Source organism: Pseudomonas sp. OV226, from assembly GCF_003148705.1.
Classification (GTDB): Bacteria; Pseudomonadota; Gammaproteobacteria; order Pseudomonadales; family Pseudomonadaceae; genus Aquipseudomonas.
In genome coordinates this window covers 35,426-57,301 of sequence record NZ_QGGS01000029.1, presented here as the reverse complement: position 1 = coordinate 57,301, position 21,876 = coordinate 35,426, and the positions used below count along the sequence as shown (strand labels likewise).

At 54.0% G+C, this 21,876-nt stretch carries 17 protein-coding genes; 14 read left to right on the top strand and 3 right to left on the bottom strand.

All coding sequences use genetic code 11. The features are described from left to right. Positions 1-5: 5 nt before the first annotated feature. From C7534_RS29370 to C7534_RS29345, 6 genes are all read left to right on the top strand, one after another. The gene (locus C7534_RS29370) at positions 6-2,216 is read left to right on the top strand and encodes a WG repeat-containing protein (RefSeq protein ID WP_256594848.1); all 2,211 of its coding nucleotides are present in this window, start codon (positions 6-8) and stop codon (positions 2,214-2,216) included. A gap of 260 nt (positions 2,217-2,476) precedes the next feature. Further along, positions 2,477-3,088, top strand: a complete 612-nt coding sequence (locus C7534_RS29365; protein WP_256594847.1) for a hypothetical protein — start codon at positions 2,477-2,479, stop codon at positions 3,086-3,088. Between the two features lie 450 nt (positions 3,089-3,538). After that, on the top strand, positions 3,539-4,261 hold the full coding sequence (locus tag C7534_RS29360; RefSeq protein WP_256594846.1) for a LemA family protein: 723 nt from the start codon (positions 3,539-3,541) through the stop codon (positions 4,259-4,261). A 1-nt stretch (position 4,262) separates the two neighbouring features. Then, positions 4,263-6,323 (top strand): DUF2207 domain-containing protein, encoded by a 2,061-nt coding sequence (locus tag C7534_RS29355; RefSeq protein ID WP_158283943.1) that lies wholly within the window; start codon positions 4,263-4,265, stop codon positions 6,321-6,323. Positions 6,324-6,473: 150 nt separating this feature from the next. Continuing rightward, positions 6,474-8,645 carry an outer membrane assembly lipoprotein YfiO gene (locus tag C7534_RS29350; RefSeq protein WP_109787924.1) on the top strand — a complete coding sequence of 724 codons (2,172 nt, stop codon included), beginning with the start codon at positions 6,474-6,476 and terminating at the stop codon, positions 8,643-8,645. 6 nt (positions 8,646-8,651) lie between these two features. Beyond that, positions 8,652-9,365: a DUF3142 domain-containing protein gene (locus C7534_RS29345; protein ID WP_109787923.1), complete on the top strand. Its 714-nt coding sequence runs from the start codon at positions 8,652-8,654 to the stop codon at positions 9,363-9,365. 548 nt (positions 9,366-9,913) lie between these two features. Here C7534_RS29345 and tnpB (C7534_RS32435) read toward each other — a convergent pair. Then, entirely contained in the window at positions 9,914-10,159 is a 246-nt protein-coding gene (tnpB, locus tag C7534_RS32435; RefSeq protein WP_256594845.1) for an IS66 family insertion sequence element accessory protein TnpB, read from the bottom strand. 81 nt (positions 10,160-10,240) lie between these two features. Here tnpB (C7534_RS32435) and tnpA (C7534_RS29335) point away from each other — a divergent pair, with 81 nt between their 5' ends. From tnpA (C7534_RS29335) to tnpC, 3 genes are all read left to right on the top strand, one after another. Then, complete coding sequence (gene tnpA / locus C7534_RS29335; protein WP_109787922.1) at positions 10,241-10,558, top strand: IS66-like element accessory protein TnpA; 318 nt, start codon at positions 10,241-10,243, stop codon at positions 10,556-10,558. Continuing rightward, the gene (gene tnpB, locus C7534_RS33010; protein ID WP_146206214.1) at positions 10,555-10,890 is read left to right on the top strand and encodes an IS66 family insertion sequence element accessory protein TnpB; all 336 of its coding nucleotides are present in this window, start codon (positions 10,555-10,557) and stop codon (positions 10,888-10,890) included. Before tnpA (C7534_RS29335) ends, tnpB (C7534_RS33010) begins: the two co-directional genes overlap by 4 nt. 62 nt (positions 10,891-10,952) lie before the next feature. Continuing rightward, the gene (gene tnpC / locus C7534_RS29325) at positions 10,953-12,506 is read left to right on the top strand and encodes an IS66 family transposase (protein WP_109787921.1); all 1,554 of its coding nucleotides are present in this window, start codon (positions 10,953-10,955) and stop codon (positions 12,504-12,506) included. Here the strand turns inward: tnpC and C7534_RS29320 are convergent. Next, positions 12,503-12,958: a GNAT family N-acetyltransferase gene (locus C7534_RS29320; protein ID WP_109787920.1), complete on the bottom strand. Its 456-nt coding sequence runs from the start codon at positions 12,956-12,958 to the stop codon at positions 12,503-12,505. The two genes, tnpC and C7534_RS29320, sit on opposite strands and share 4 nt — an antisense overlap. Positions 12,959-13,034: 76 nt before the next feature. Beyond that, on the bottom strand, positions 13,035-13,367 hold the full coding sequence (gene tnpA, locus C7534_RS29315; RefSeq protein WP_256594844.1) for an IS66-like element accessory protein TnpA: 333 nt from the start codon (positions 13,365-13,367) through the stop codon (positions 13,035-13,037). A 666-nt stretch (positions 13,368-14,033) separates the two neighbouring features. On the opposite strand from tnpA (C7534_RS29315), the gene ltrA reads away from it, so the two are divergent. The 5 genes from ltrA (at position 14,034) to C7534_RS29285 (ending at position 21,866) form a co-directional block, all read left to right on the top strand. Then, positions 14,034-15,320: a group II intron reverse transcriptase/maturase gene (ltrA, locus tag C7534_RS29305; RefSeq protein ID WP_109787942.1), complete on the top strand. Its 1,287-nt coding sequence runs from the start codon at positions 14,034-14,036 to the stop codon at positions 15,318-15,320. A gap of 582 nt (positions 15,321-15,902) precedes the next feature. Next, complete coding sequence (locus tag C7534_RS29300) at positions 15,903-16,094, top strand: DUF4223 family protein (protein WP_109787918.1); 192 nt, start codon at positions 15,903-15,905, stop codon at positions 16,092-16,094. Between the two features lie 1,898 nt (positions 16,095-17,992). Further along, positions 17,993-19,171: a tetratricopeptide repeat protein gene (locus C7534_RS29295; protein WP_109787941.1), complete on the top strand. Its 1,179-nt coding sequence runs from the start codon at positions 17,993-17,995 to the stop codon at positions 19,169-19,171. 69 nt (positions 19,172-19,240) lie between these two features. Then, entirely contained in the window at positions 19,241-20,371 is a 1,131-nt protein-coding gene (locus C7534_RS29290; protein ID WP_109787917.1) for a polysaccharide deacetylase family protein, read from the top strand. Between the two features lie 628 nt (positions 20,372-20,999). Continuing rightward, positions 21,000-21,866: a prohibitin family protein gene (locus tag C7534_RS29285; protein ID WP_109787916.1), complete on the top strand. Its 867-nt coding sequence runs from the start codon at positions 21,000-21,002 to the stop codon at positions 21,864-21,866. Positions 21,867-21,876 lie beyond the last annotated feature (10 nt).

Here is a 21,876-nt window from a genome sequence, read left to right as displayed (position 1 = left end):
TAGCCATGAACCGAATCAAGCTTCTTGCCAGCTCCCTGATCATCGTCACAGTCATTGGCGGTTCGACTTACTACCTGATGGACTGGCGGGCGGAGAATACCCCCCTCAGCGGCGAAAACTACAGCGCTGAAGAACTCAATGAAGGTGGTGATGCTGACATCGGTGAGCTCTCTTTGTCGGAAGCCCAAAAGCGCATTAACTACCTGATTCTCGACGTGCGCGATACGGTAAACCTCAACCATAGGTTTCAGAATCTTAAGCTGGAAATTACGTCAGTCGAGAATGCGAAAACCGAGGAACAGAAAGAGCTTCGCTACGATCCGCTCTTTGTGCCCTTGCCCACCGAAGAGGTAAAGCAGGCGCTGGCGCAACTCAAATCATCGCTGACTTTTCAGCAATTGTATTTCGACAACCAGTCCGGTATCAGGCTGAATGTCGAGCCGTTACAGGAGGTATTCAAGCGCGCAGCCACACCGGAGCAGTATGTCCAGGAGCATTATCAGGTTAAAACCCTATATTGGCGTGATGGTACGCAACTGCCTATCAACGACGTGGGAATTCCGATCACGCCTACCGAAGACCTCTCTCAGGACAGCACTGAAGTCGAACTGAAGTTCAACAAACCGCTGGAGCACGTTGACCTAGCAGTCACGTACCAGAGCTACCCAGGTTTCAAAAAAATTGTGTTGGACAAAGACCATTCCAAAGTCACTTTCGGTGGTGGGGAATATTACCAACTGACAGCGCTGGGAGGCTCAGAGGCTTCCTTGATGTTGGCCACTCCTAAGGGAACAACCTACGTGATCCAGGGGATGAGCCACGACGGCAAGGCCCTGTACAACAACGGTAGTAACTCCAATAGCGTTATTAGCCCGCCCCAGATCGCCAACCTACGCACTTACTACGCTGAATTGTTGCGCATCCGTAGGAATTTCACTGAATTTAAAACCCCCCGGGCTCTGCAAGAACATTTGACGATGTTCACCAAGAACCTGTCCCCAATACCCGAGACGCTAGCCTATTCCTCTGCCAGCTATCGTTTCGACGCCACCCCAGCCAGTGTGGTGATCTATGTGCTGCAAGCGCCACAAAAGCAAACGGTCGAGTTGCAAATGGCTAATGCTGAATCCACGCAGGAGCGCTACATCGCTTTCGACAACAAGACGGACAACAGCGGCTTCATTGACAAGAATGGCCTATGGGTGGTGGCGCCACGTTTTGAGCGGATCGATTACACCGAGGTGCCCGGCGTTTACCGCATGGTGGTGGGCTATATCAACGATGGTGATCACGATGGGTGGCGACAGAGCATCACGAAGTATTTTACGTTTGCCTCCGGCACCAACACGCTCAAGCAACTGCCGTTCGATGGCATCGAGCAACAAATCAATGACAGCATGATCGTGGTCCAGCAGCACACCAACGGTCCCTACGGTGTTTACGACTTAAAAAAGCAACAGATCGTGGTGCCGATGCAATACGTCAACCCGAAAGTGGTGGGCACACTATTCATTGCCCGTCCTGGCACCAAGACCTACCGTATTGATTCCAACTATGGCATCTGGTCCCTTTCTGGTAAGGAGTTGTTGGCGCCACGCTACGAGTCCATCAGTGCCTCGGATGGCTTTATCTACACCACTTCTACCGATGAACTACAGCGCGATGTTTACGACCTGAGTCTGAACAAAATCAACCCTCCGGGCTTCACTGCACTCGGTAAGTTTGCCAACGATCAGCCGTTGTTGGTCCAGAATCGCAAAAGCCATAAGTACGCGTTTATTGATACCCAAGGCAAAGCCCTGGCCATCAGCCTGCCGTACGATGAGGTCCAGAGTTTTTCCAATGGTATGGCCGTGATCAAGAAGGGTGAACTTTACGGCGCCATTGACCTGGCCGGAAAGGTGCGGGTGCCGCCCACCTACAAGACGCTCCATTCGTTCCAGAAAAACCTCGCCGCCGCAGAGATTGAAGGGGGCGAAGGAATGGAGTTGACTGACGAAGGCCGCGTGGTAGAAAGCAAACTTGATTATGGGCTGGTGTTGATCGACAAAGACAACGTTGTGGTGAAAAAACTAGGTCGACTGCGTTCGTACGCGATAGGGTCCGATAGCAATGAAGCTAGCTATCAGGTGTGGGATGCAGAGGAGGAAAACCGAGTCAACGTGTTTGATGCGGACGGCAAGCAAACGGGCAGTTATGTACCAAATGAGAACTGATCTGTGGCGAAAGAGCTTGCCGCATCGGTGTCAGTTAGACCTTCAGATTTTCAGTCGATGGGTGTGTAAATCTGAATTGCGTTTTTTTGGAGAGTGCCCCTGATCCCGCATTAGCAGGATTTCGGCAAGCACCAATTGGCCTATTAGATTCAAAGGTGGGTGGCCCACCGGCGTAAGAAAATCGCATTTCAAAAATGTCCTGTTTATTTTCGAATGGCGTCCCCAAGCGCCTTATTGGCGTAAGGGGTCAAGCGCCGTTAATGGCGCTCGTTCATCATTGGGAACTAATCCTCACTAAAAAATCAGGTCGAAAAGAGAACATGATAAAAAAGGCGTTATGGGCTTCCGCGTTATTGATGGCGGGTTTTTTGCCTGCTGCATCCTTTGCAGATATATCCGCGCCTGAGCCAAACACGCTGAGGGACTCTGCCAGCTCGGTAATGTCTTCGTTAATAAGTACGGGCAAGAATCTGGCGGGCGGCATTGCTGAGGGTGTCACCAAAGGCCGTGAATCCACTGAAAGCAGTGATGGTGCGGTAGTTCTCTCTGGTCTTGAGCCAATGGCAGAGATGCTCACTGTTGAGCTGCTCAACAATGGTGTCGTAAATGACACTGGACTGAAAGTCCTGATTGGCTTCAAAAACAACACCAATAAGCCAGTACGCCTGATCAATCTCAGGCAAACAGGCGCGTTGCTGGTGATCGAAGAGGGCGGTTACTCCAGTGCATTACTTCCCGATCTGATTAATCCTGACGAGGTGACCATCCCGGCCAATACTGGGGTGCGCCAGAGTTTTCTTTTTGATCAGAGCGCAGCGAAACATATCCTATCTATACGTTTATTTGGAAGGGATTTAGCTCTGGTGAAATAATATGGGCAATCTAGGTCCAAGGGGTTTCCATGAACTACGTGCTTTTCGGTTCCCCATACTTGCTTACAAAAATCCCATGAAGGACTGTAGTGAATTGCTGTGATTGCACATTAGGTCCCGCTTTCTAATAGCCTAGCCTTCTCCGTTGGTGCGAATCAAATGGAAGCTTCAAATGATTGTCATCGCCAGCTGGCGGTGTTAGGCGGAAGGCGGGTTGCCTGATGCGCCAAGTAACGGCGCTGTATACCTTGGCAATTGCGCTCGAACACTACAACGAACAGCATCCGCACGGATCCCTGAACTACCGTTCATCGAGGGCGTTCAGGTGCTTTTCAATGGCTTCAATTTAATGGGAGTTAGTGTCCAGTTTTGAAGGGGCAGTTCTGCGAGGCTTTTTGTTTTGCTTATGACCGATGCGTATTGAAGCTGATAGTCATGAGCAGCATTGTGATGACTGTACTGCTGCGTGATAAGCATGAACATAGAGTGGGGATTGACTGGTGGCTGTTCGCTCAAGTCGTGATGGCAAATATCACCGTTGTATTGCTAGTAGTCCGTACAAAAATTTTCAACTTAAGACGGCATCGAGACAAGAGTGGGGATAGCATGCAGGGACTCATAATATGGGGCATGGTGTCGGTAGTTGTACTTCTGATAGCTGGCGTGATCTGGGGCTACAACCGGCTGGTGTTCAATCGCATTCGGGTGGCGGCGGCTTGGAGCGATATTGACGTGCAGCTCAAGCGCCGCTCCAGTCTAATTCCACAGTTGGTCGAGTGCCTGAAATTCTATGCGGCTTATGAGAGCGCCACCCTTACCGCGCTGACCGTTCAGCGCAACGTTGCCCAGCAGCATCAGGCCAGCAACGCCGTCGAACGCGGCGAGGTAGAGGAGGCGTTGTCCAATACCCTCAAGCAGGTATTTGCCCGCGCCGAGGCCTACCCTGAACTTCAGGCCAACGGGTTATTCCTCGACCTGCAGAAAAATCTCAGCGACGTCGAAGACCGCATTCAAATGGCCCGGCGTTACTACAACGGCGCGGTGCGCGAGCTGAACATTCTGGTCGAATCGGTGCCCACTAACCTGCTCGCCTACGCGTTTGCGTTCACCCGGGTGGCGTATTTTACGCTGGACGATGCCGGGCAGGCCGAGCCGCCAAAAATGGAGTTTTAAGATGCCTAGAAAACTGCAATACGCCCTAGGACTGATGCTCTGCCTAGTGCCCGCACTGTCCATCAGCCATGCCCTGGCAGGGTACATCGAGGTGCTGGACACCCACGCCGAGCATGCGCCGGCTCCCACTATGGTCCTGCAAGATAACGATGACCTGGCGATTGACTCTAGCGACTACGTGGGCGACGCCGCCAATTACAAACATGAAGAGCGCATTGATCACTTCGACATCTTGCTCAAGGTCGAGCCCAAGGGCGATCTGCTGATTACCGAGCGCATTCAGGTGACTGCCGCTGGCAACATGATCAGGCACGGCATATACCGCGAGATTCCCACCACCTACAGTTTGCCTAGCGGCTTTGTGCGTAAAACACCTATCGACCTGCTCAGTGTGACTCGCGACGGCCAGATTGAGCCCTTTAAAAAAGAAGGCACCAAGTGGGGCGTGCGTTACTACATCGGTTCGCCAGATTCTGACGTCGAGCAAGGCCCGCATCTATATGAACTGCAATACCGTATGGATGGCCAACTGCACCTCACCGCTGATAAGGATGAGCTGTACTGGAACCTCACTGGCAACCAATGGGCGTTCCCCATCACCCAAGCCACGGCCACCATCGAGTTGCCCGAAGGCGCGCGCATCGACCAGATGGCCGGCTATACCGGCTACGCCGGCTCGACCACCGGCGGCGCCTACAAGGTGCTAAGCCGCGGCGATAACGTCGTGAAGCTAGTTACCACCCGACCGCTGAGCGCAAATGAAGGCTTCACCATTGCCTTGGACTGGCCGTCTGGTTTGATCAAACATCCCAGCGCGGTGATGCAGCTGCTGCGCTTGCTCTGGGATAACCCCCGCCCCGCGGTCGGCCTACTTACTGTGCTGACGCTGTTCGCATACTACGTTTATTGGTGGCGAAAGGTCGGCGCCGCCCCTGCCAAGGGTATGATCTTCCCGCGCTACGAAGCACCTCAAGAGGTGAGTCCAGCACGTGCCGGCTATGTCTGGAACGAGGGTTTCAGCGGCCGCTTTAGCGATGTCGAGGCGATGACAGTTACTGTCACCGATCTGGCTCGGCGCAAGGTGCTCAGCATTGCCGATGCGCCGAAAAGCGCCGCGTTTATCATCACCGCCGGCAAGCTGGACAAAAACGCCCAGGCCCATGAAAAGGCCTTGTTTGGTCATTTGTTCAGCGGCGGCAAAGCTGAGGTTCGCGTCGGCAATAAATACGTCAAGGCAATGAGTAAGGCGCTGGCGGCCCACAGTAAAGAACTCAGCGAGTGGGGCGACAAGCTTTTTAGAAAAAACCGAAAACCTTGGTGCCTCGGTGTGCTGGGCGCGGTGATTGCCTTTGTGGTGATGGGCTTTTTGGGCGATGCGCTGGTGATGCTTTCCGTCTTCTTTCCATTTATCTTGGGAGTTGGCCTGATGGTCTTCGGCTGGGCGACCCTTACCAAAAGCGGATACGGATCCCGACTGATGGGGATTGTGTTGATACTGTTTGGTTTGCCGTTCGCCTTGGTCGGGCTTCGCGTTATCGTGGCGACCTCACTTATTGCGGGCGTTTGCGTGGCCTTGATCGTTATCCAGATTGTGCTCTTCCGCCGCCTCTTAGAAGCGCCAACAGTCGAAGGGCGCCAGATCTTAGATGCTCTGGAAGGTTACCGAGAGTACTTGCAGTTGGCCGAAAGCGGCACCTTGGCCGGCGCCGCCCATGCACCTGCGATGACCATCGCCCTCTACGAGCAGCACCTGCCCTACGCTATGGCCCTTGGGGTTGAACAGCAATGGACGGCGCGCTTGAGCGCGGCGATTGAGTCCGGCGTTATCGAGTTGGCCGAACCCGACTATCGTCCCGAGTGGTACCGCAATAGCAGTCGCTTCAGCACGCCGAGCGAGCTCAGTGGCGCGCTGACCGCTGCCGCCGTTATCGCATCAACGCCACCGCCGAGCCCGTCGTCTGGGGCAAGCTCTAGTTCGAGTAGCAGCTCGTCTGATAGCAGCTCCTCTGGTGGGGGAGAGTCTGGGGGTGGTGGGGGCGGGGGAGGCGGGGGTGGCTGGTAAAACCGGCGGTTGGCGATCGGATGTAAGGGCTCGGCGAACACACCTTCCGAGCCTGGCCAATAAGGACGATTGTGCCCGCGTATTTTGCTCCGCCCCCAAAATTCTGCAAAACCCAAGTCGTCTACTCCAAACCATCCTCCAGGACAACTCATGCGAATCGGTCTTCTGTCATCACTGACACTGGCAATTACCGCCTTTCTTTCCAGTCAGGCCCAAGCTAGCTTCGACGACTTCTGTAACCCCAACTGGCGGGTGCTCAACGGCTCCTTAGACCTCTGCAACAACCTGCCATTTCTAAGTCCGGGCAACGACAACCGAGTCAATTTGCGCCTGCTGCTGGCGGACAAGGGCACCCTTCGTTTGACGCCAAAGGCGCTAGACAGCCAAGACCTTGAAGAGGGCTACGGGCCTGTACCGTTCGGGGTATACCGCCTGCACCCGACGGAGCCGGAGCACACCGGCGAGGTGCCCGCCACCGCGGCTACATTGACCGCATTACTGGAAAAGCTCGGTGTCACCCAGGCCTCTGACCAAATCGAAATCGCTGGCGATGCGTTTCTGTCCGGCGAAGGCAGCCGTTGCCGAAGCAACTCGTATGACAGCGCCCGCGATTTTCTCCAACAGTTGGTCGACAGTGACCTGACACCTGCTGAACGCGTGGCACTGGCCTATCGCCGGATGCAACTGCTGGAAGTCTGCAACGAGGACGGCACACAAGACGACATCGACTTGTCGGGTGATATCCAGAGCCAGCTGGGCAGGGATTTCGCAACGTACCTGCAAGCTGCCGCGGATTTCTACAGTGGCCAGTTCAATGAAGCCAGCTCCGGCTTCACTGCTCTCAAGGACAGTGCTCAAGCCTGGCTCAAGGAGACCGCGCTCTACATGGAGGCCCGCACAGCGCTCAATGCCGCCCAGCAGAACGCCTTCGACGAATACGATGTGCTAACACGCGAACATATGGACAAGTCCCACCTGCTGCTGGCTGAAACTGGCTTCGATGTCTACCTGAGCCGTTACCCACAAGGGCTTTACGCCGCCTCGGCCAAAGGGTTGATGCGGCGGGTGCACTGGCTCGGTGGCGAGACGGGCAAGCTCGGCGAAGACTTCGCCTGGCAACTCACCCAGAGCCAGGAGTCACAACGCAATGTGTCTCTCGACGATTTGGTCGAGGAGGTTGACATCAAATTGCTAAGTATCACCGGTGACATGCCGCAGGTGCCGCTGTTGTTGGCAGTCAACGACCTGATGCGCATGCGACCCTACCAGCAAGTCACGCTAGCTCGTGAAACCCTGGAGCAGCAAAAGACCGCATTCGCTAAGCAGCCAGCGCTGTATGACTATCTGTTGGCCGCCTTTGCCCTGTACGTGGAGAAGAATCCGGACAACGCCCTCAAAGGGCTGCCGACTGATGTACCGGAAAACCCTGACTACCTCGCCTTCAGTCAGCAGACCCTGCGCGGCCTGGCCCTGGAAGCGAAACACGACTGGGAAGGCGCCCAGGCGCTGTGGCTGCAATTACTGCCGCTGGCCAAACAGCCCCTGCAGCGGGAGCAGCTGGAGCTGGCCCTGGCGATGAATTACGAACGTAGCCAGCAATTGGCGATGGTCTTCGCCCTGAACTCGCCGATCAAGAGCTCTCAGGTGCGTTACATTCTACTACGCAAAGTCGCCGATGCCGCTTTGCTGCAACAGCAGATAGCCCAAGCCGGCGATCCTACAGAGCGCGCTACGGCGCAGTTCGTCCTGCTTTACAAAGATCTGTTGTACAAGCAGTACGCCAACTTCGCCCAGGACTTCAAGCAACTGCCAGCGCCCCCCATCGACGATAAATTGGGCGTCAGCCTGGGTTACCTTTTTGGGGAGGGCCGTTCATTGACGCTCTTCCAGTGGCGCGGCGATAAGGCCGAGTCAGGTTACACCTGCCCCAGTATTGCCGAAACCGCAACAGCCCTGAAGACAGATGCTAAAAGTCCGTCGGGACTCAATTGCTTGGGTGAATTCATCCTGCGCAACGGCCTGGATGGCATGCCTCTGGATCAACGGCCCAACGCCGATACGCTGGGGGGAACACCGTCTGGGTTCAAAGGCGAACTGTTCTCCCGACTCGATGGCTACCAGAGCGTGATCGCCAACACCAAAGCGGCGCCCAATGACCGTGCCTACGCGCTGTACCGCGCGATCAATTGCTTTGCTCCATCGGGCAACAACAGTTGTGGTGGCGCGGATGTCGCCCCCACCGTGCGTAAGGACTGGTTCCGCCTGCTCAAGACCAGTTTCGCCGATACCCAGTGGGGTAAGTCCCTGCAGTACTACTGGTAAGGTCAGATGCGTCTTTGGTACTGCCTGCTGTCGATCTGGCTTTTGGCCGGCAACGCCCATGCTGCCGTCGTGGCTCGGGAGTATGATGCCTTCTGGCTGTGGAGCGGCGTCAAACCGCAGCCAGTGCTGGCAACTGCCAAGAGCCTGTACATCCTGCAAGGCCAGATCAGCCAGTCCCGCCGGCAACCCGAACGTGGCGTGCAATTGATTGCGCAGGGCATGGCCATCCCGCGCTTGAATCGGGGTGAAGTCTGGGTGGTCTATCGTGCCCATACCCTGCGCTGGCCGGTGTCGGTGTACCGCCAGTTGTTCGGACAGGTACAACGCTGGCAGCAGGCCGGCAACATGGTGACCGGCATACAGATCGACTTTGATGCCCACACCCGCTATCTAAATGAATATGTCAGCTTTCTGCGCGACTTGCGTCAACGCCTGCCTGTCCAATACCGCCTGAGCATCACTGGTCTGATGGATTGGACCAGCAACTCCGACCCAGAGGTGATTGCACAACTCAAGGACGTGGTAGACGAAGTGGTGGTACAGACCTACCAGGGGCGACACAGCATTCCCGATTACGGGGCTTACCTGCCTCGCGTGAGCCGCATGGGTTTACCGTTCAAGGTTGGGTTAATTCAGGGGGGCGAATGGGATGAGCCGGCATACCTGCGCAATAGCCCCTGGTTCAGGGGCTATGTGGTGTTTCTACAGAACTCGCGCTAAGGCGCCTGAGGGGAACTCCGGCCAAGGGGACCGCTCACAAAAAGGATTTCAAAGTACGTTGTCCGGCAGGCAACTTCACCGGGCAGTCAGTGCGCCAGTTAAAGCTGGCGAAGGATAGTAGATGAAAGTTCGATACTGGTAAGAAATGGCGAATCAACCAAGCCCCAAGTCATGCATGTTGCATCGTGAGGTGCAGGGTGAAGCGTTGACAGGGGACCGATGGGCCAGCATTGAGCCGCGTAATCAGGAATTCGAGATGCCGATGCTGTTATGCAGCGACTGTTCACAGCCGCCAAAGCTTGACGGCAGACCGCGTGCTGATTGAGCGGACGCAAAAAGCAGGACAACCGCGAAAGATGTTTATTACGTGGCCATTTCCAGGGCACGCCATGACGCCAAGATTTTCACCTACGACAGAAGCGTTAATTGCGCTGGCAAGCGCGCCATTGCAGACGAGTTAGAGCAACGTGATGGCTCCGCCGGAACCAACGCGTTGCCAAGGTAAACCGAGCACTAAGGCTTGAAGTTGCTCTGCATCTAACTCGACTTCAGAGCAGTGCCGCACGCCCCGGCCAAAAGAACCGCCCTTGATTCAAGCTCCGAGCGGCCAGCCAAATCCCTACACCGTCATGCACCAACACTTTCATGCGATTGGCGCGGCGGTTGGCGAACAAATAAGCACAGTGCGGCTTCGCCGCACCGAACACGGCCACGACCCGCGCCAGCGCGGTTTCAGTGCCGGCGCGCATGTCCATGGGCTCGGTGGCGAGCCAGAGTAAGGGGCCGGCGAACACACCTTCCGAACTCCAGAATTAAGGACGATGGTGTCCGCGTATTTTTAAGCGGACGCTATCGCCCTTAACGTCAGGAATTCCATGCGCCAACGAAGCTCTTATCCTAAATCGTTCAAAGCCCAAGTTGTTCAGGAATGTCTGCAACCAGGCGCGACCATCTCCGGCGTCGCCATCAGTCATGGCATCAACGCCAACGTCATTCGAAAGTGGATGCCGCTGTACCGGGATCAGCTGCCAGCGGTGCTACCTGCTTTTATTCCAGTGAAATCTACGCCAAAACGGCAGACTGAAACGTCGGCGGTCATTGATCTGCCGTTTGGTGATCAATCGATTACAGTGAAATGGCCAACTTCTGATCCTGAAGGGTGCGCCCGCTTTGTCCGTGGGCTCACGCAATGATTCGCATCGATGCCATCTGGCTCGCCACCGAACCCATGGATATGCGCGCAGGGACTGAAACGGCGCTGGCTAGGGTCATAGCGGTCTTCGGTGCGGCGAAGCCGCACTGCGCTTATCTGTTTGCCAATCGCCGCGCGACTCGGATGAAAGTGCTGGTACAAGACGGCATTGGCGTTTGGCTGGCTGCACGTCGGTTGAACCAAGGCAAGTTTCATTGGCCTGGCATTCGACAAGGCTGCGAAATGGAGCTGGATAACGAGCAACTTCAGGCCTTGGTACTCGGTCTACCTTGGCAACGCGTTGGAGCAGGCGGTGCAATCACACTGCTTTAAGAAGCTGTAATTAGCGCCTTGACCTACTGCCGCAAGCGATCTGCTTTGGTAAAATCCACGGCATGACTTCCTCGCCCAATCTCGATCAAATGACCCCCGATCAACTGCGTGCATTCGCTGCGCAGTTGCTGTCGCAGGTCGAGACCATGGGCAAGACGGTCGAAACAATGGGCAAGAAGATCAACCGCGATCAAACGGTGATCGAGAAGCTGACCCACGAGATCGCACAACTCAAGCGTTTGAAGTTTGCCAAGCGCAGCGAGCAGATGAATCCTGAGCAGGCCAGCCTGCTTGATGACCTGATCGATACCGATATCGCGGCGATTGAAGCCGAGCTTCAAGCCTTGCAAATAGCGCCTGCGGCGACCGAGCAAAAAAAGAAGCCCAAGCGCACGGCATTGCCGGCAGAATTCCCACGCACGTTGATCCATTACGAGCCGGACAACACCCACTGCCCATGCGGCTGCGCACTCAAACGCATAGGTGAAGACATCAGCGAAAAGCTGGACTACACGCCGGGCGTGTTTACCGTTGAGCGCCATGTTCGTGGCAAGTGGGTTTGCGATGACTGCGAAACGCTGATCCAGGCCCCCGTACCGGCGCAGGTCATCGACAAGGGCATCCCGACTGCCGGGTTACTTGCCCACATCATGATCGCGAAATTCGCTGATCATCTTCCGCTTTACCGTCAGGAATCGATTTTTGGTCGTGCCGGCTTGGCGATTCCACGCTCCACTTTGGCTCAATGGGTGGGTGTTACGGGCGTGCAGTTGCAACCCTTGGTCGATGCCCTGCGTGACGTAGTGATCGGGCAGCAGGTCGTGCACGCGGATGAAACACCCGTGCAAATGCTTGCTCCGGGCTCGAAGAAAACCCACCGTTCTTATGTTTGGGCTTACGCCACCAGCCAATTCTGCGAAACAGCCGCTGTCGTCTACGACTTCAGCCCCAGCCGCGCCGGTGAGCATGCCCGCAACTTCCTGCAAGGCTGGAAAGGTAAGTTGGTCTGCGATGATTTTGGCGGCTACAAAGCCAGTTTTGAACTTGGTGTTACCGAAATTGGCTGCATGGCCCATGCGCGGCGCAAGTTCTTCGAACTGCACGCCACGAACAAAAGCCAGCTCGCCGAGCAGGCCTTGCGTTACATCCAGTTGCTGTACGAAATCGAGAGCGAAGTGCGCGACCTAGAGCCGGATTTACGATGCCGAATACGGCAAGAAAAAGCCGTACCCGTGATGGATAGGCTGCATGCCTGGATGATCGCCCAGCGTAATCTTGTGCCCGAAGGTTCGGCTATCAGCAGAGCACTCGATTACAGCCTGAAACGCTGGGCAGCGCTGTCGCGCTACCTCGATGACGGGGCCGTACCCATTGATAATAATTGGGCGGAGAACCAGATCCGACCATGGGCTCTTGGGCGCAAGAACTGGCTCTTCGCAGGATCGCTACGCAGCGGAAAACGGGCTGCGGCGATCATGAGTTTGATCCAGTCGGCGCGACTCAACGGGCATGATCCGTATGCTTATTTGAAGGACGTCCTTACGCGCCTGCCAACGCAGCGGGCGAGTGAAATCACTGAATTGCTGCCGCATAAGTGGGTGAAAAGCCGGGACTAACCCTCAAGCCGTTTTTCCATAACGATGGTGCGCTCAGCCCCATGAAACTCGTCGCGAATTTTCTGATAACCCAACGCAGCGTAAAACTTCTCCGCCGTAATCGACGACGGCACCCGCAAAGCTCCAACACCAGCGCTGGCAGCAGTAGCATGAATGACATCCATCAACTGCCGACCGATACTGCCACCTTGGTACGCAGGATCAACGAAAACGCTTCTAACAACATCACCGTCGAGGCTTGCAGTGCCGATAATAATTTCGCCTAGCAAGGCTACGAAAACCTTGCGCTTATCGAGCAGTGCGCTGACGGCTTCAGGAGCAAAGCTCCGTTCCACCTGAGCGATAACGTCAGGTGAGTAATCCTGTGAATTTGACTCACGTAGAGCGGCGATCACTACACGGCTAATCGCTGCTGTATCTCCGCCTGTTGCGGGGCGAACTGGGAACCTCAATCTTTAACGATCACAGCGTAGCCCATCGCAATGTGCCTTCACCGGACGCTTACGAGCCAGATGGCGTCGATGCGAATCATCGCAGTAGGTCTCGTAAAAAAGCAGAGCATGCCGCTGCATTTTCTGCCGGCCAGCTCACCACGACTACGCCTTTTGAATGAGGCACTTCGATTCGAATCGTCGCAGGAAGAACCTGATGCGTCGCTATCGACGGCGCTGCCTTGACCGGAATAAAGGCAGTTTGCAGTGCCAGGTTTTTCTGCCCATGCACCCGAATCCATTTATGGACGAGGTTGGCATTGAGGTTGTGGGTCAAGGCGACATTGGCAATTGAGGTGTCAGTCTGCGCGCACTCGGCGATGACCTGGGTCTTAAAGGATTTGGAATAGGAACGGCGTTCTTGAGGCATGGGCGTCCGCTTAAAAAGGCTAAAAATGGTGTCCACTTAAATTAGGTGGACACCATCGCCTTAAGCGATGGCATCAGGAAGGTGTGTTGCCCGGACGGTTAGTGCGCCAGTTAAAGCTGGCAGAGGATAGTCGATGAAAGTTCGATACTGGTAAGAAATGGCGAATCAACCAGACCCCGAGTCATGCATGCTGCACCGTGAGGTGCAGGGTGAAGCGTTGACAGGGGAAACCGATGGGCCAGCCATTGAGCCGCGTAATCAGGAATTCGGGATGCCGATGCTGTTAACCGAAGCAGAAGGCCATACGGAGCATGGCGTTATACGCCAGTCATGCTCTGATCCCGCGCGGTCGGAGACCCTGTGCACGTCGGGAAGTCCTTTGCACAGAAACTGGGAGATCTCAGCGATGCCCGGTGCGGGAGCGCCGGGCGGAGCGGGAAAGGCCAAAAGCCGTAACCCTGCTGTCTACGTCGCTGAGAAGTCGGATACGCCCGTAGTACCTGAGAAGCCGTCGAACAAGGGGCCTAGCCCTGCGGAGATAGTGGAGGAAAGGGGCGTACCAAGGGAAACACCGACACTTCCCCCGCGCCCCGGACACAGAGCCGGATCAGTTGCGCGTCGATGGGACTTGAAGGTGTACGTGAAGCAGCCCAAAGGAATAAGGGCATGCAGTTCACGGCTTTGCTGCACCACGTTACACCGCAATTACTGGTGCAGAGCTTTTATTCCCTGCGCCGGGATGCCGCAGTGGGCGTGGACGGCATGTCGTGGCGAGAGTACGAAGAAGGTCTCCTCCAGCGGGTGACCGATTTGCACGCAAGGCTCCACAGTGGAGCCTTGCGTGCAACGCCATCGCGGCGGGTGTACATTCCCAAAGCCGATGGCAGGCAGCGCCCGTTGGGCATTGCCTCTTTGGAGGACAAGATCGTACAGCAGGCGGTTGTTACCGTTCTGAATGCGATCTATGAAGCGGACTTTCTAGGTTTCTCGTATGGGTTTCGGCCGGGGCGTAGCCAGCACGATGCGCTGGATGCATTAACGGTCGCGCTCAAGGGCCAGAAGGTGAACTGGATATTGGATGCGGATATCACGTCGTTCTTTGATGAGATCGACCATGAATGGATGCTGATGTTTCTGGGACACCGGATTGCAGACCGGCGCCTGCTCGGGCTTATCTGCAAATGGCTTCAAGCTGGTGTAATGGAGGAAGGCCGTAGGGTGGCTGCGATCAAGGGGACTCCCCAAGGCGCAGTGATCTCGCCGTTGCTGGCGAATATCTATCTTCACTACGTGCTGGATCTGTGGGCAAGGAAGTGGCGCGAGCGCCACGCCCGTGGCGATGTAATTGTCGTGCGATACGCGGATGACAGTGTGGTGGGTTTCAGGACGAAAGTGCAGGCTCAGCAGTTTCTGGCGCAGTTGCAGGACCGGCTGGCCAGGTTCGGTTTATCGCTCAACGCCTCGAAAACACGACTGATTGAGTTCGGTCGTTTTGCTGCGATAAATCGCAGGAAGCGAGGTTTAGGTAAGCCGGAAACATTCGATTTTCTGGGCTTCACCCACTGTTGCAGTGTCAGCAGACGTGGCGACTTTCAAGTGCTGCGACTGACGGTCAAAAAGCGTATGCGTGCGACGCTGCTGGTTATCCGTGATGAGTTGAAGCGCCGGCGTCATGAACCCATCCGGGTTCAAGGGCAATGGCTCACTCGGGTGGTAAGTGGCTACTTCAATTACCACGCGGTACCGGGAAACCTGATACGTCTTGGCGGTTTTCGTCTGGCGGTATGCCGTCTATGGCGGCAAGCCCTCAAACGTCGCAACCAGCGTCATCGGCTTCAATGGTCACGCTACGGACGCCTTGCCGACCTCTACATACCAAGACCGAGAAATGCACATCCTTACCCTGAAGATCGCTTCGCGTCACGTACCCAAGGCAGGAGCCGTACGCGGTAGTTCCGCACGTACGGATCTGGGCGGGGGGCGGCAGGTAACTGCCGTCCCTACCGCGACCTGTCATCTGGCCGTCAGTACTGGTGATAGAAATTGGCCGATATGCGAAGTGCACAAGCCTTCAGTGCGTCTATGAGGCAGTGACGGCGCCTCGTTTACTGGTTTGTACGGTTCGATGTTTTTCTAGGCGGGGCAGGGATTCTATTTAGTAGACCGCATATTCTACATTCGAGGTCTGAGTGAGGAGTGAGGAGTGAGGAGGCCCTACATTGGCTTGTTTTTTTATCAAATATAGGTTGGCCCCTCGCCTGTGTTCGTTGAAACTTTAATAGTTGGCGCAAGCGGTCAAGCGTTTGGCGTAAGCGGGCGATCTTCTCCGTGTAAAAACACCTATTCTAGTTGCGCAGCAAACGAGCCGTGACTGTCCATAACGCTGTTTAAGTGAGTTTGGTAGCCTGGCACGTGTGGTGCTGTATATAACGCCGCGCGGTTATGCTCGGCCTCAGATGGTGAAGCTCCACGCTTCCCTCATTTTTAGCGTTGCTGTCATCAAATGATGGTACACAAAAAAATATAGGATTAAATATGAAAAAGATTATCAAGGCGTCTGTTGGTATCGTGATTGCCTCCGGGATTGCACTTCTTACTGGCTGCACAGGTCAAGTCTACAACCAGCCAAAAAACTGTTCTTACGACTATCTTTTTGTCCCTGCGGTGTCTATTTCTAAAGTTATCGGTGGCTGCGGGCCAATTGATACAATTCCTAATCAGAAGTAATTGTCTAGCGAGGGTGAGTAATCATTCTTGTTATTCTGGTTGAAAGTTAATTTCTTGTGGATAAAATTGTTCATTGACTCAATTTTATTGCGGGAGGGCTTTCTCGAGAATCCGGTGTCGGTCGTCTGACATCGGATTTTTTATACTTGTTTGTTGGACGCTGTCTTTTTGCTCGTAGCAACGTTGACAATAATAAGCATGAATTTCGCCTAGGTCGACATGCTTGAATATGGGTCTATCCATGTAAAATGTGTTGATGCGACTGCCGATTCGGACTATTGGTCGGTAGTATGGGTAGGCAATAGGGTGGCGTGGTTATATCTTATATTTTATATCTGTGACTGCCTTATGTATTCTCCGCATTTGTGTACTCGCTTGCGTGATAATCCCCTCGCTATGCTGTAGTCCAAGCGCTTTAATTTGGTTGGTTGGTTGGTTGGTTGGTTGGTTGGTTGGTTGGTTGGAACGGGCGGGATTAAATCACGCCTCGAAAGGTTAGGATATGCAAAAGCCAAAAATCAACGTGTCCATTTGTCTGTATCGGCCTAGCCTTTTGTTGGTTATTTGGCGGTCGCGGCGGTTGGTACGCTCTACGTCGCGATTCAGCTAATGGAGAGGGAGGTTGGGCGCGCCATAGCTTCGTTCTTGGTGTTGAATGCTCTGGCGATGTCTTTACTTGCGCTATTCTGGAAGATATATGGGCTATCATTCGGTTTAAAAGTTGTTATGGCTATTCACGGCTTGATTTTGATCCCTTTGCTTTGTATTGGCTTCAAGTCATGTTGTATAGCTTGGGAATAATTGATATTTCGTTCGACCCAAGTTGAATATATTTGAGCGCGAAACGTGCCAGTCTTTACTGGGAAGATCGTATCGCCTCCTTTGTTCGCGATAGGAATCGTATGCGGTGCTTTCTCGCACCCTGATCCATGTGGAATGGGATGATTTCTAGGTTAGCGTGACCGTGGAACTGTATTTAGCGTATTTGCTGGTTGCCGGGAGTGTTTGGGGCTGTCAGCGCAATGGCATTGGACACCGATCCCAATCCGTAGACCGTCTGCGATCAGTGTTGATCTGCCATTAGGGGGGGGGCGTTGAGCGAGCCATTTTTGAATATCCATCGAGGTTTGATGGAAGCGGAATCTTGAGAGTGCAGTTTCCTTAGAGAAGTGTCTTTGGCCTGTTGCAATTTTTATTAAATTTAGAGTTTGCGGGCGACACGTCTCGGCGCGCTGAGTGCGCACACTAGATAGTGCTTGGTTTTGCAGCGTATGGAAAGTTACTTCTTGAAAGAATCCCAAAAAGTTAATTTAAAACAAAAAACGCGCCCGGCAATCGGCGGTCTATTAATGTATGCAATGGAACGGAGTTTGTATGAGTAGTAGTGCGCAAAACAATCCCAAACGACGAATCGAAATTCACCGCGAAGAACTCGCTACTTATACGGCGGAGTTCTTAGCGAGGGGAGGTGTAATTGTGGAGTTTCCTGTTGTCGGTGTGCGCTCTACCGCGGCTTTTCCGACAAGGCAGGCTGGGCGAAAAAAATCTAAATAGACCAACGCAGTGAAGTAATCGGACGACAGTTTGTCAGCCTCGGTTGGTTCAGGAGGGTGTTAGCCAAATTGCTAGCCAAAATTGTCGACCATTATAGTGGCGATCGCGTTATTCAATATTAGTGAATGCAGGGTCGATGCAGGGTCGATGCAGGGTATGCAGTAGCGATTACATATTACATTACTGATATAAGGAAACGGCTTGGCTGGCTTGGCGCAGCGCGAGTTTAAAGAGGCGCGATGCCGCTCACCATTAGGAGCACGCCCAAGTATGCAAACAAAACCACATCACTTATTCACATGAATCGTTAATCTGAGGAAAAAATGAATTATTACTCACGACTGATGCTGCAGGGACTTTCGGCAATCGCCTCAGTCCTCACTTTAACTGCATTTCCAGTTCAGGCCGAACCGTTGCCGATTGAGGTGTTAAGCGCAGTGGTGAAGAACCAGAAGATCGCTGATGCGGAGGTTTTATTGCAGCGCAACGGTGCGCAGAACGTTGTAGGCCGTACCAATGCGCAGGGGCAATTGACGTTGATTAGCGAGGTGGCTGATGACACCAGCAGCCTGCTGATTATCAAAAAGCCTGGTTACTCCAATTTGGTAGTCAAGTGTCCCTGTAAGGGCATGACCTACGCCCTTAGTCCTGTGCAGGATAATCTTGACGGCCTGCGCGTCGTGTTGACATGGGGCAAGACCCCGGAAGATCTTGATTCGCACATGATTTTCCCAGGCAACAACATCTATTTTGGCCATAAGAATGGTACTGATGCCGAGTTGGATGTGGACGACATCGACAGTTACGGTCCAGAAACTATCACTCTGCAGAAGAAGCATTACGGCGACACCTACGTCTACGCCGTGCATGATTTTACCAACATAAGCCATCCGAACTCGCGTCAACTGTCCAACAGTGAAGCCAAAGTGTTTGTGTACATGGGGCAGTCTCTTGTGCGCACCTACGACGTGCCACAAAACCGCAGCGGTAATCTTTGGACCGTGTTCCGTATCACGGGCAGTGGCGACTTTCAGGACATCGACAGCATAAGCGGCGTGAACGTTGACGACCCGGGCAAAGTACTCGGCGAAGTTAGGCCATTACTTGACGACAGCGTTGTGGTCGCTGCCGTGGCGATTAGCCCCTCGGCGCGGAACGATGCTAAGGCACTGAATACCAAAGGCGAAACAGCTTACCGCGAGGGTAATCTGGGGCAGTCGATTGCTTATTTCCGCCAGGCCATTGAGCTGAACAATGGCTATGGACAGGCTTATGGAAACCTCGGTTTGGCTTATCAAAAGGCCGGCAACACGGCCGAGTCAATCTGGGCTAACCGCAAGGCCATTGCTCTGGCGACCGGCAGTACCGCGGCTACTGTGCGTGCGGGCTCCTACTACAACATCGCGCGAATTTACGAGGCGGGCGGACAGTTTGCCGACGCGCTGCGCCATTACCAATTGGCCAAGGAGCAAAAAGCCAATCCGGTGTATGACACAGCGATCGGGCGCATGCAAAACCGCTGAATCACTGGTGTAGAGCGGCAATCTCAACGCGCCTGGTTTGGCGCGTTGTTCATTTCAGAGGACCGACTGATGTGGTTTCACCTGGCTCATGCGCTGTTAGTATTTTGTTTTTGGATTGGCGCCACCCAGGCGGCGAACCCAACAAGCTTTGCGACAATTGACCGTAGCGGTTGGCCAAGAGCGCTGACGAGTGAAGCGGACTTCGATATGGCCTCCCGCGCTGAAATTTTGATGTTCAGCAAAGTGTTGTTGAACACTGAAGGGCTGGATGCCGAAAACCTGAAGCAGCGTCTCGACGTGAAGTCGGTCGACATCAAGTCGGTAGAGCAGGTACGTCAGCGCTTTTGGCAGCGGTTGTTGGACGGCTACGGCAAGGCTAGCGCCAATTGCCCCGGTGAGCCATTTTGCCCGTCTGTGCGCAATCTCGCCGAGTTGCGTGAGTTGGCCGCGAGCTTTACCGTTAGTGCCGGCGATACGTTAGGCACTTGGGTGACGTCCAGTCAGCATTTTCACGAGCAATACCTCAACGAACAGTTGCGCCTGGCAGCGTTGTTCCCGAAAATCAGCAGCGAAATCCAAAGCTTCAATGACGCAGAACTCAATGGTGATGAACTGGGCGATCGACAGTTTCTGCTGACTTTTGACGACGGCCCGAGCGCGGTGGGGGGGCACACTGAGACGGTGACCTCTGTACTGCGAACCCACGGCATGCACGGCATGTTCTTCGTGCTGGGCGGGTCGTTTCAGGTCCGCCTGCAAAAAACCTCTGCTGAAAAGCTAAGCGAACTTTACCGAGATCAATGTGTGTCGTTGCATGGATGGGAGCATAAGTCCCACAGTCACTGGAGCGAATGGCAGAGCTCAGTAGTACGCACTGCCGCACTGGTCAACAAGACGCTGCCAAGCAACTTTCAACCCTTGTTCCGTCCGCCCTATGGGCAGCGGCTCAGCGACAGCGCAGCGTTCTTTAAGACCCATGACATCAAGGTAATGCTGTGGAATATCGACTCCCAGGACTGGAGCAAACAGATCAGCAGTAGGGCTGCGGCACAACGAGTGCAAACTCTGATGTTACTGTGGCGTCACGGGATCATTTTGTTTCACGATATTCATGATAAGGCACCCAACGCGGTGTCTGCGCTGATCGCGACCAATAAGGGAAATGGCGTGCAATGGCAGGATTGCCAGACACAGCGCTAAGAGTAATCTGGTCAGCCTGCTTTGCTGCCCGTGTTCGTTGAGTCTTATGGTACTGATCATTCGCAATTAATTCTGGCTCCCGATAATGGATCGCTAGTTGATAAGGATCAATGAAGGCTCATTCGTAATTAATCCCAATTTACCGCATCACTGGACGCAATTCATCTCGCCCGAAAACGAACTGAATACCGCTCACAACGTTACCGCGTCGCGTTGACTCCATAATGTCCAGTTGATGTGAACATCTACTCATCAGAGTTCGCACCGTCAAGGGAATACAACATCTACCGTCAGACCATCATTCGATTTACGTGAGAGTGGAGCCCCGAGGACCGGCGGAGCAGCGAATCCAATGAGGCTTAACGCCTGAGCTAGAAGGCACTTACCGCTCTAAGATACGGAATATGATACAATGGGGGGCGATTTGCATAAACGGTCGCGCGTATCAGGAAGCTATTTTTTATTCTTACAAGTCTTAACCGCTGGAGAGCCCATGATCATTAGCAAGCTAATTAAGCCGATTCAAATGTAGAGACGAGCATAAGCATCCAGTGAAGTCTTCAACTCGGCCAGCACTTTAATGGCACTGTTTGAACGTGCACTACAGAATCCATGAGAACTATCCAATATGTCGATCAGTATAAATTCTTTGAAGTATTCGACAATAGCGGCAGCAATGCTATTGACCGCATTTGTTGCTTCCTCCGCGCTCTACACCATTGATGAAAAAGAACGCGGCGTGGTCCTGCGAAATGGCGCATTGGTCGGCACCGCCGAGCCAGGCTTAGCATTCAAAATTCCGCTAATCGAAGCTGTAAAGTTAATCAGTGTTCAGAATCAAACTACGCGTTATGAGTCGCTGACGGCCTATTCTATGGATCAGCAGGCGGCCACTCTGAACGTTTCGGTTTCATGGCATGTCGAGCCAAGTCAAGTAGCAGAATTGTACCGGGGGTATGGCGATGTCGAGAACATGGTTTCACGCGTCATCAGTCGCCAAGTTCCTACCCAGGTAGAAAATATATTTGGTCGCTACACAGCTATTCGTGCCGTTCAAGACAGAGGGCAGTTTGTGGCCGACATTGCGGAAGCGCTGAAGTGTTCAATTGATGCTCCGGTAATCATCGATAGTGTCCAGGTCGAAAACATCGATTTTTCCGATGCCTATGAGCGATCCATTGAGGAGCGCATGAATGCTGAAGTCCAGGTGAAAACTCGCGAGCAAATGCTTGCGACAGAAAGAATTCAAGCTCAAATTCAGACCACCATGGCCCAGGCAGCGGCGGACTCCGTTCTAGCTCAGGCCAAAGCAGAAGCTGAGGCGACGCGTTTGCGCGGTGATGCAGAGGCTGATGCGATTAAGGCGCGAGCGGCGGCGTTGTCCAGTAACCAGAACCTGGTGGAATTAACCAAGGCTGAGCGTTGGGATGGGAAACTACCAACGACGATGCTTCCCAACTCTGTGGTGCCCTATCTTGACGTGAAAAGACAGTAAGTGTGCCATT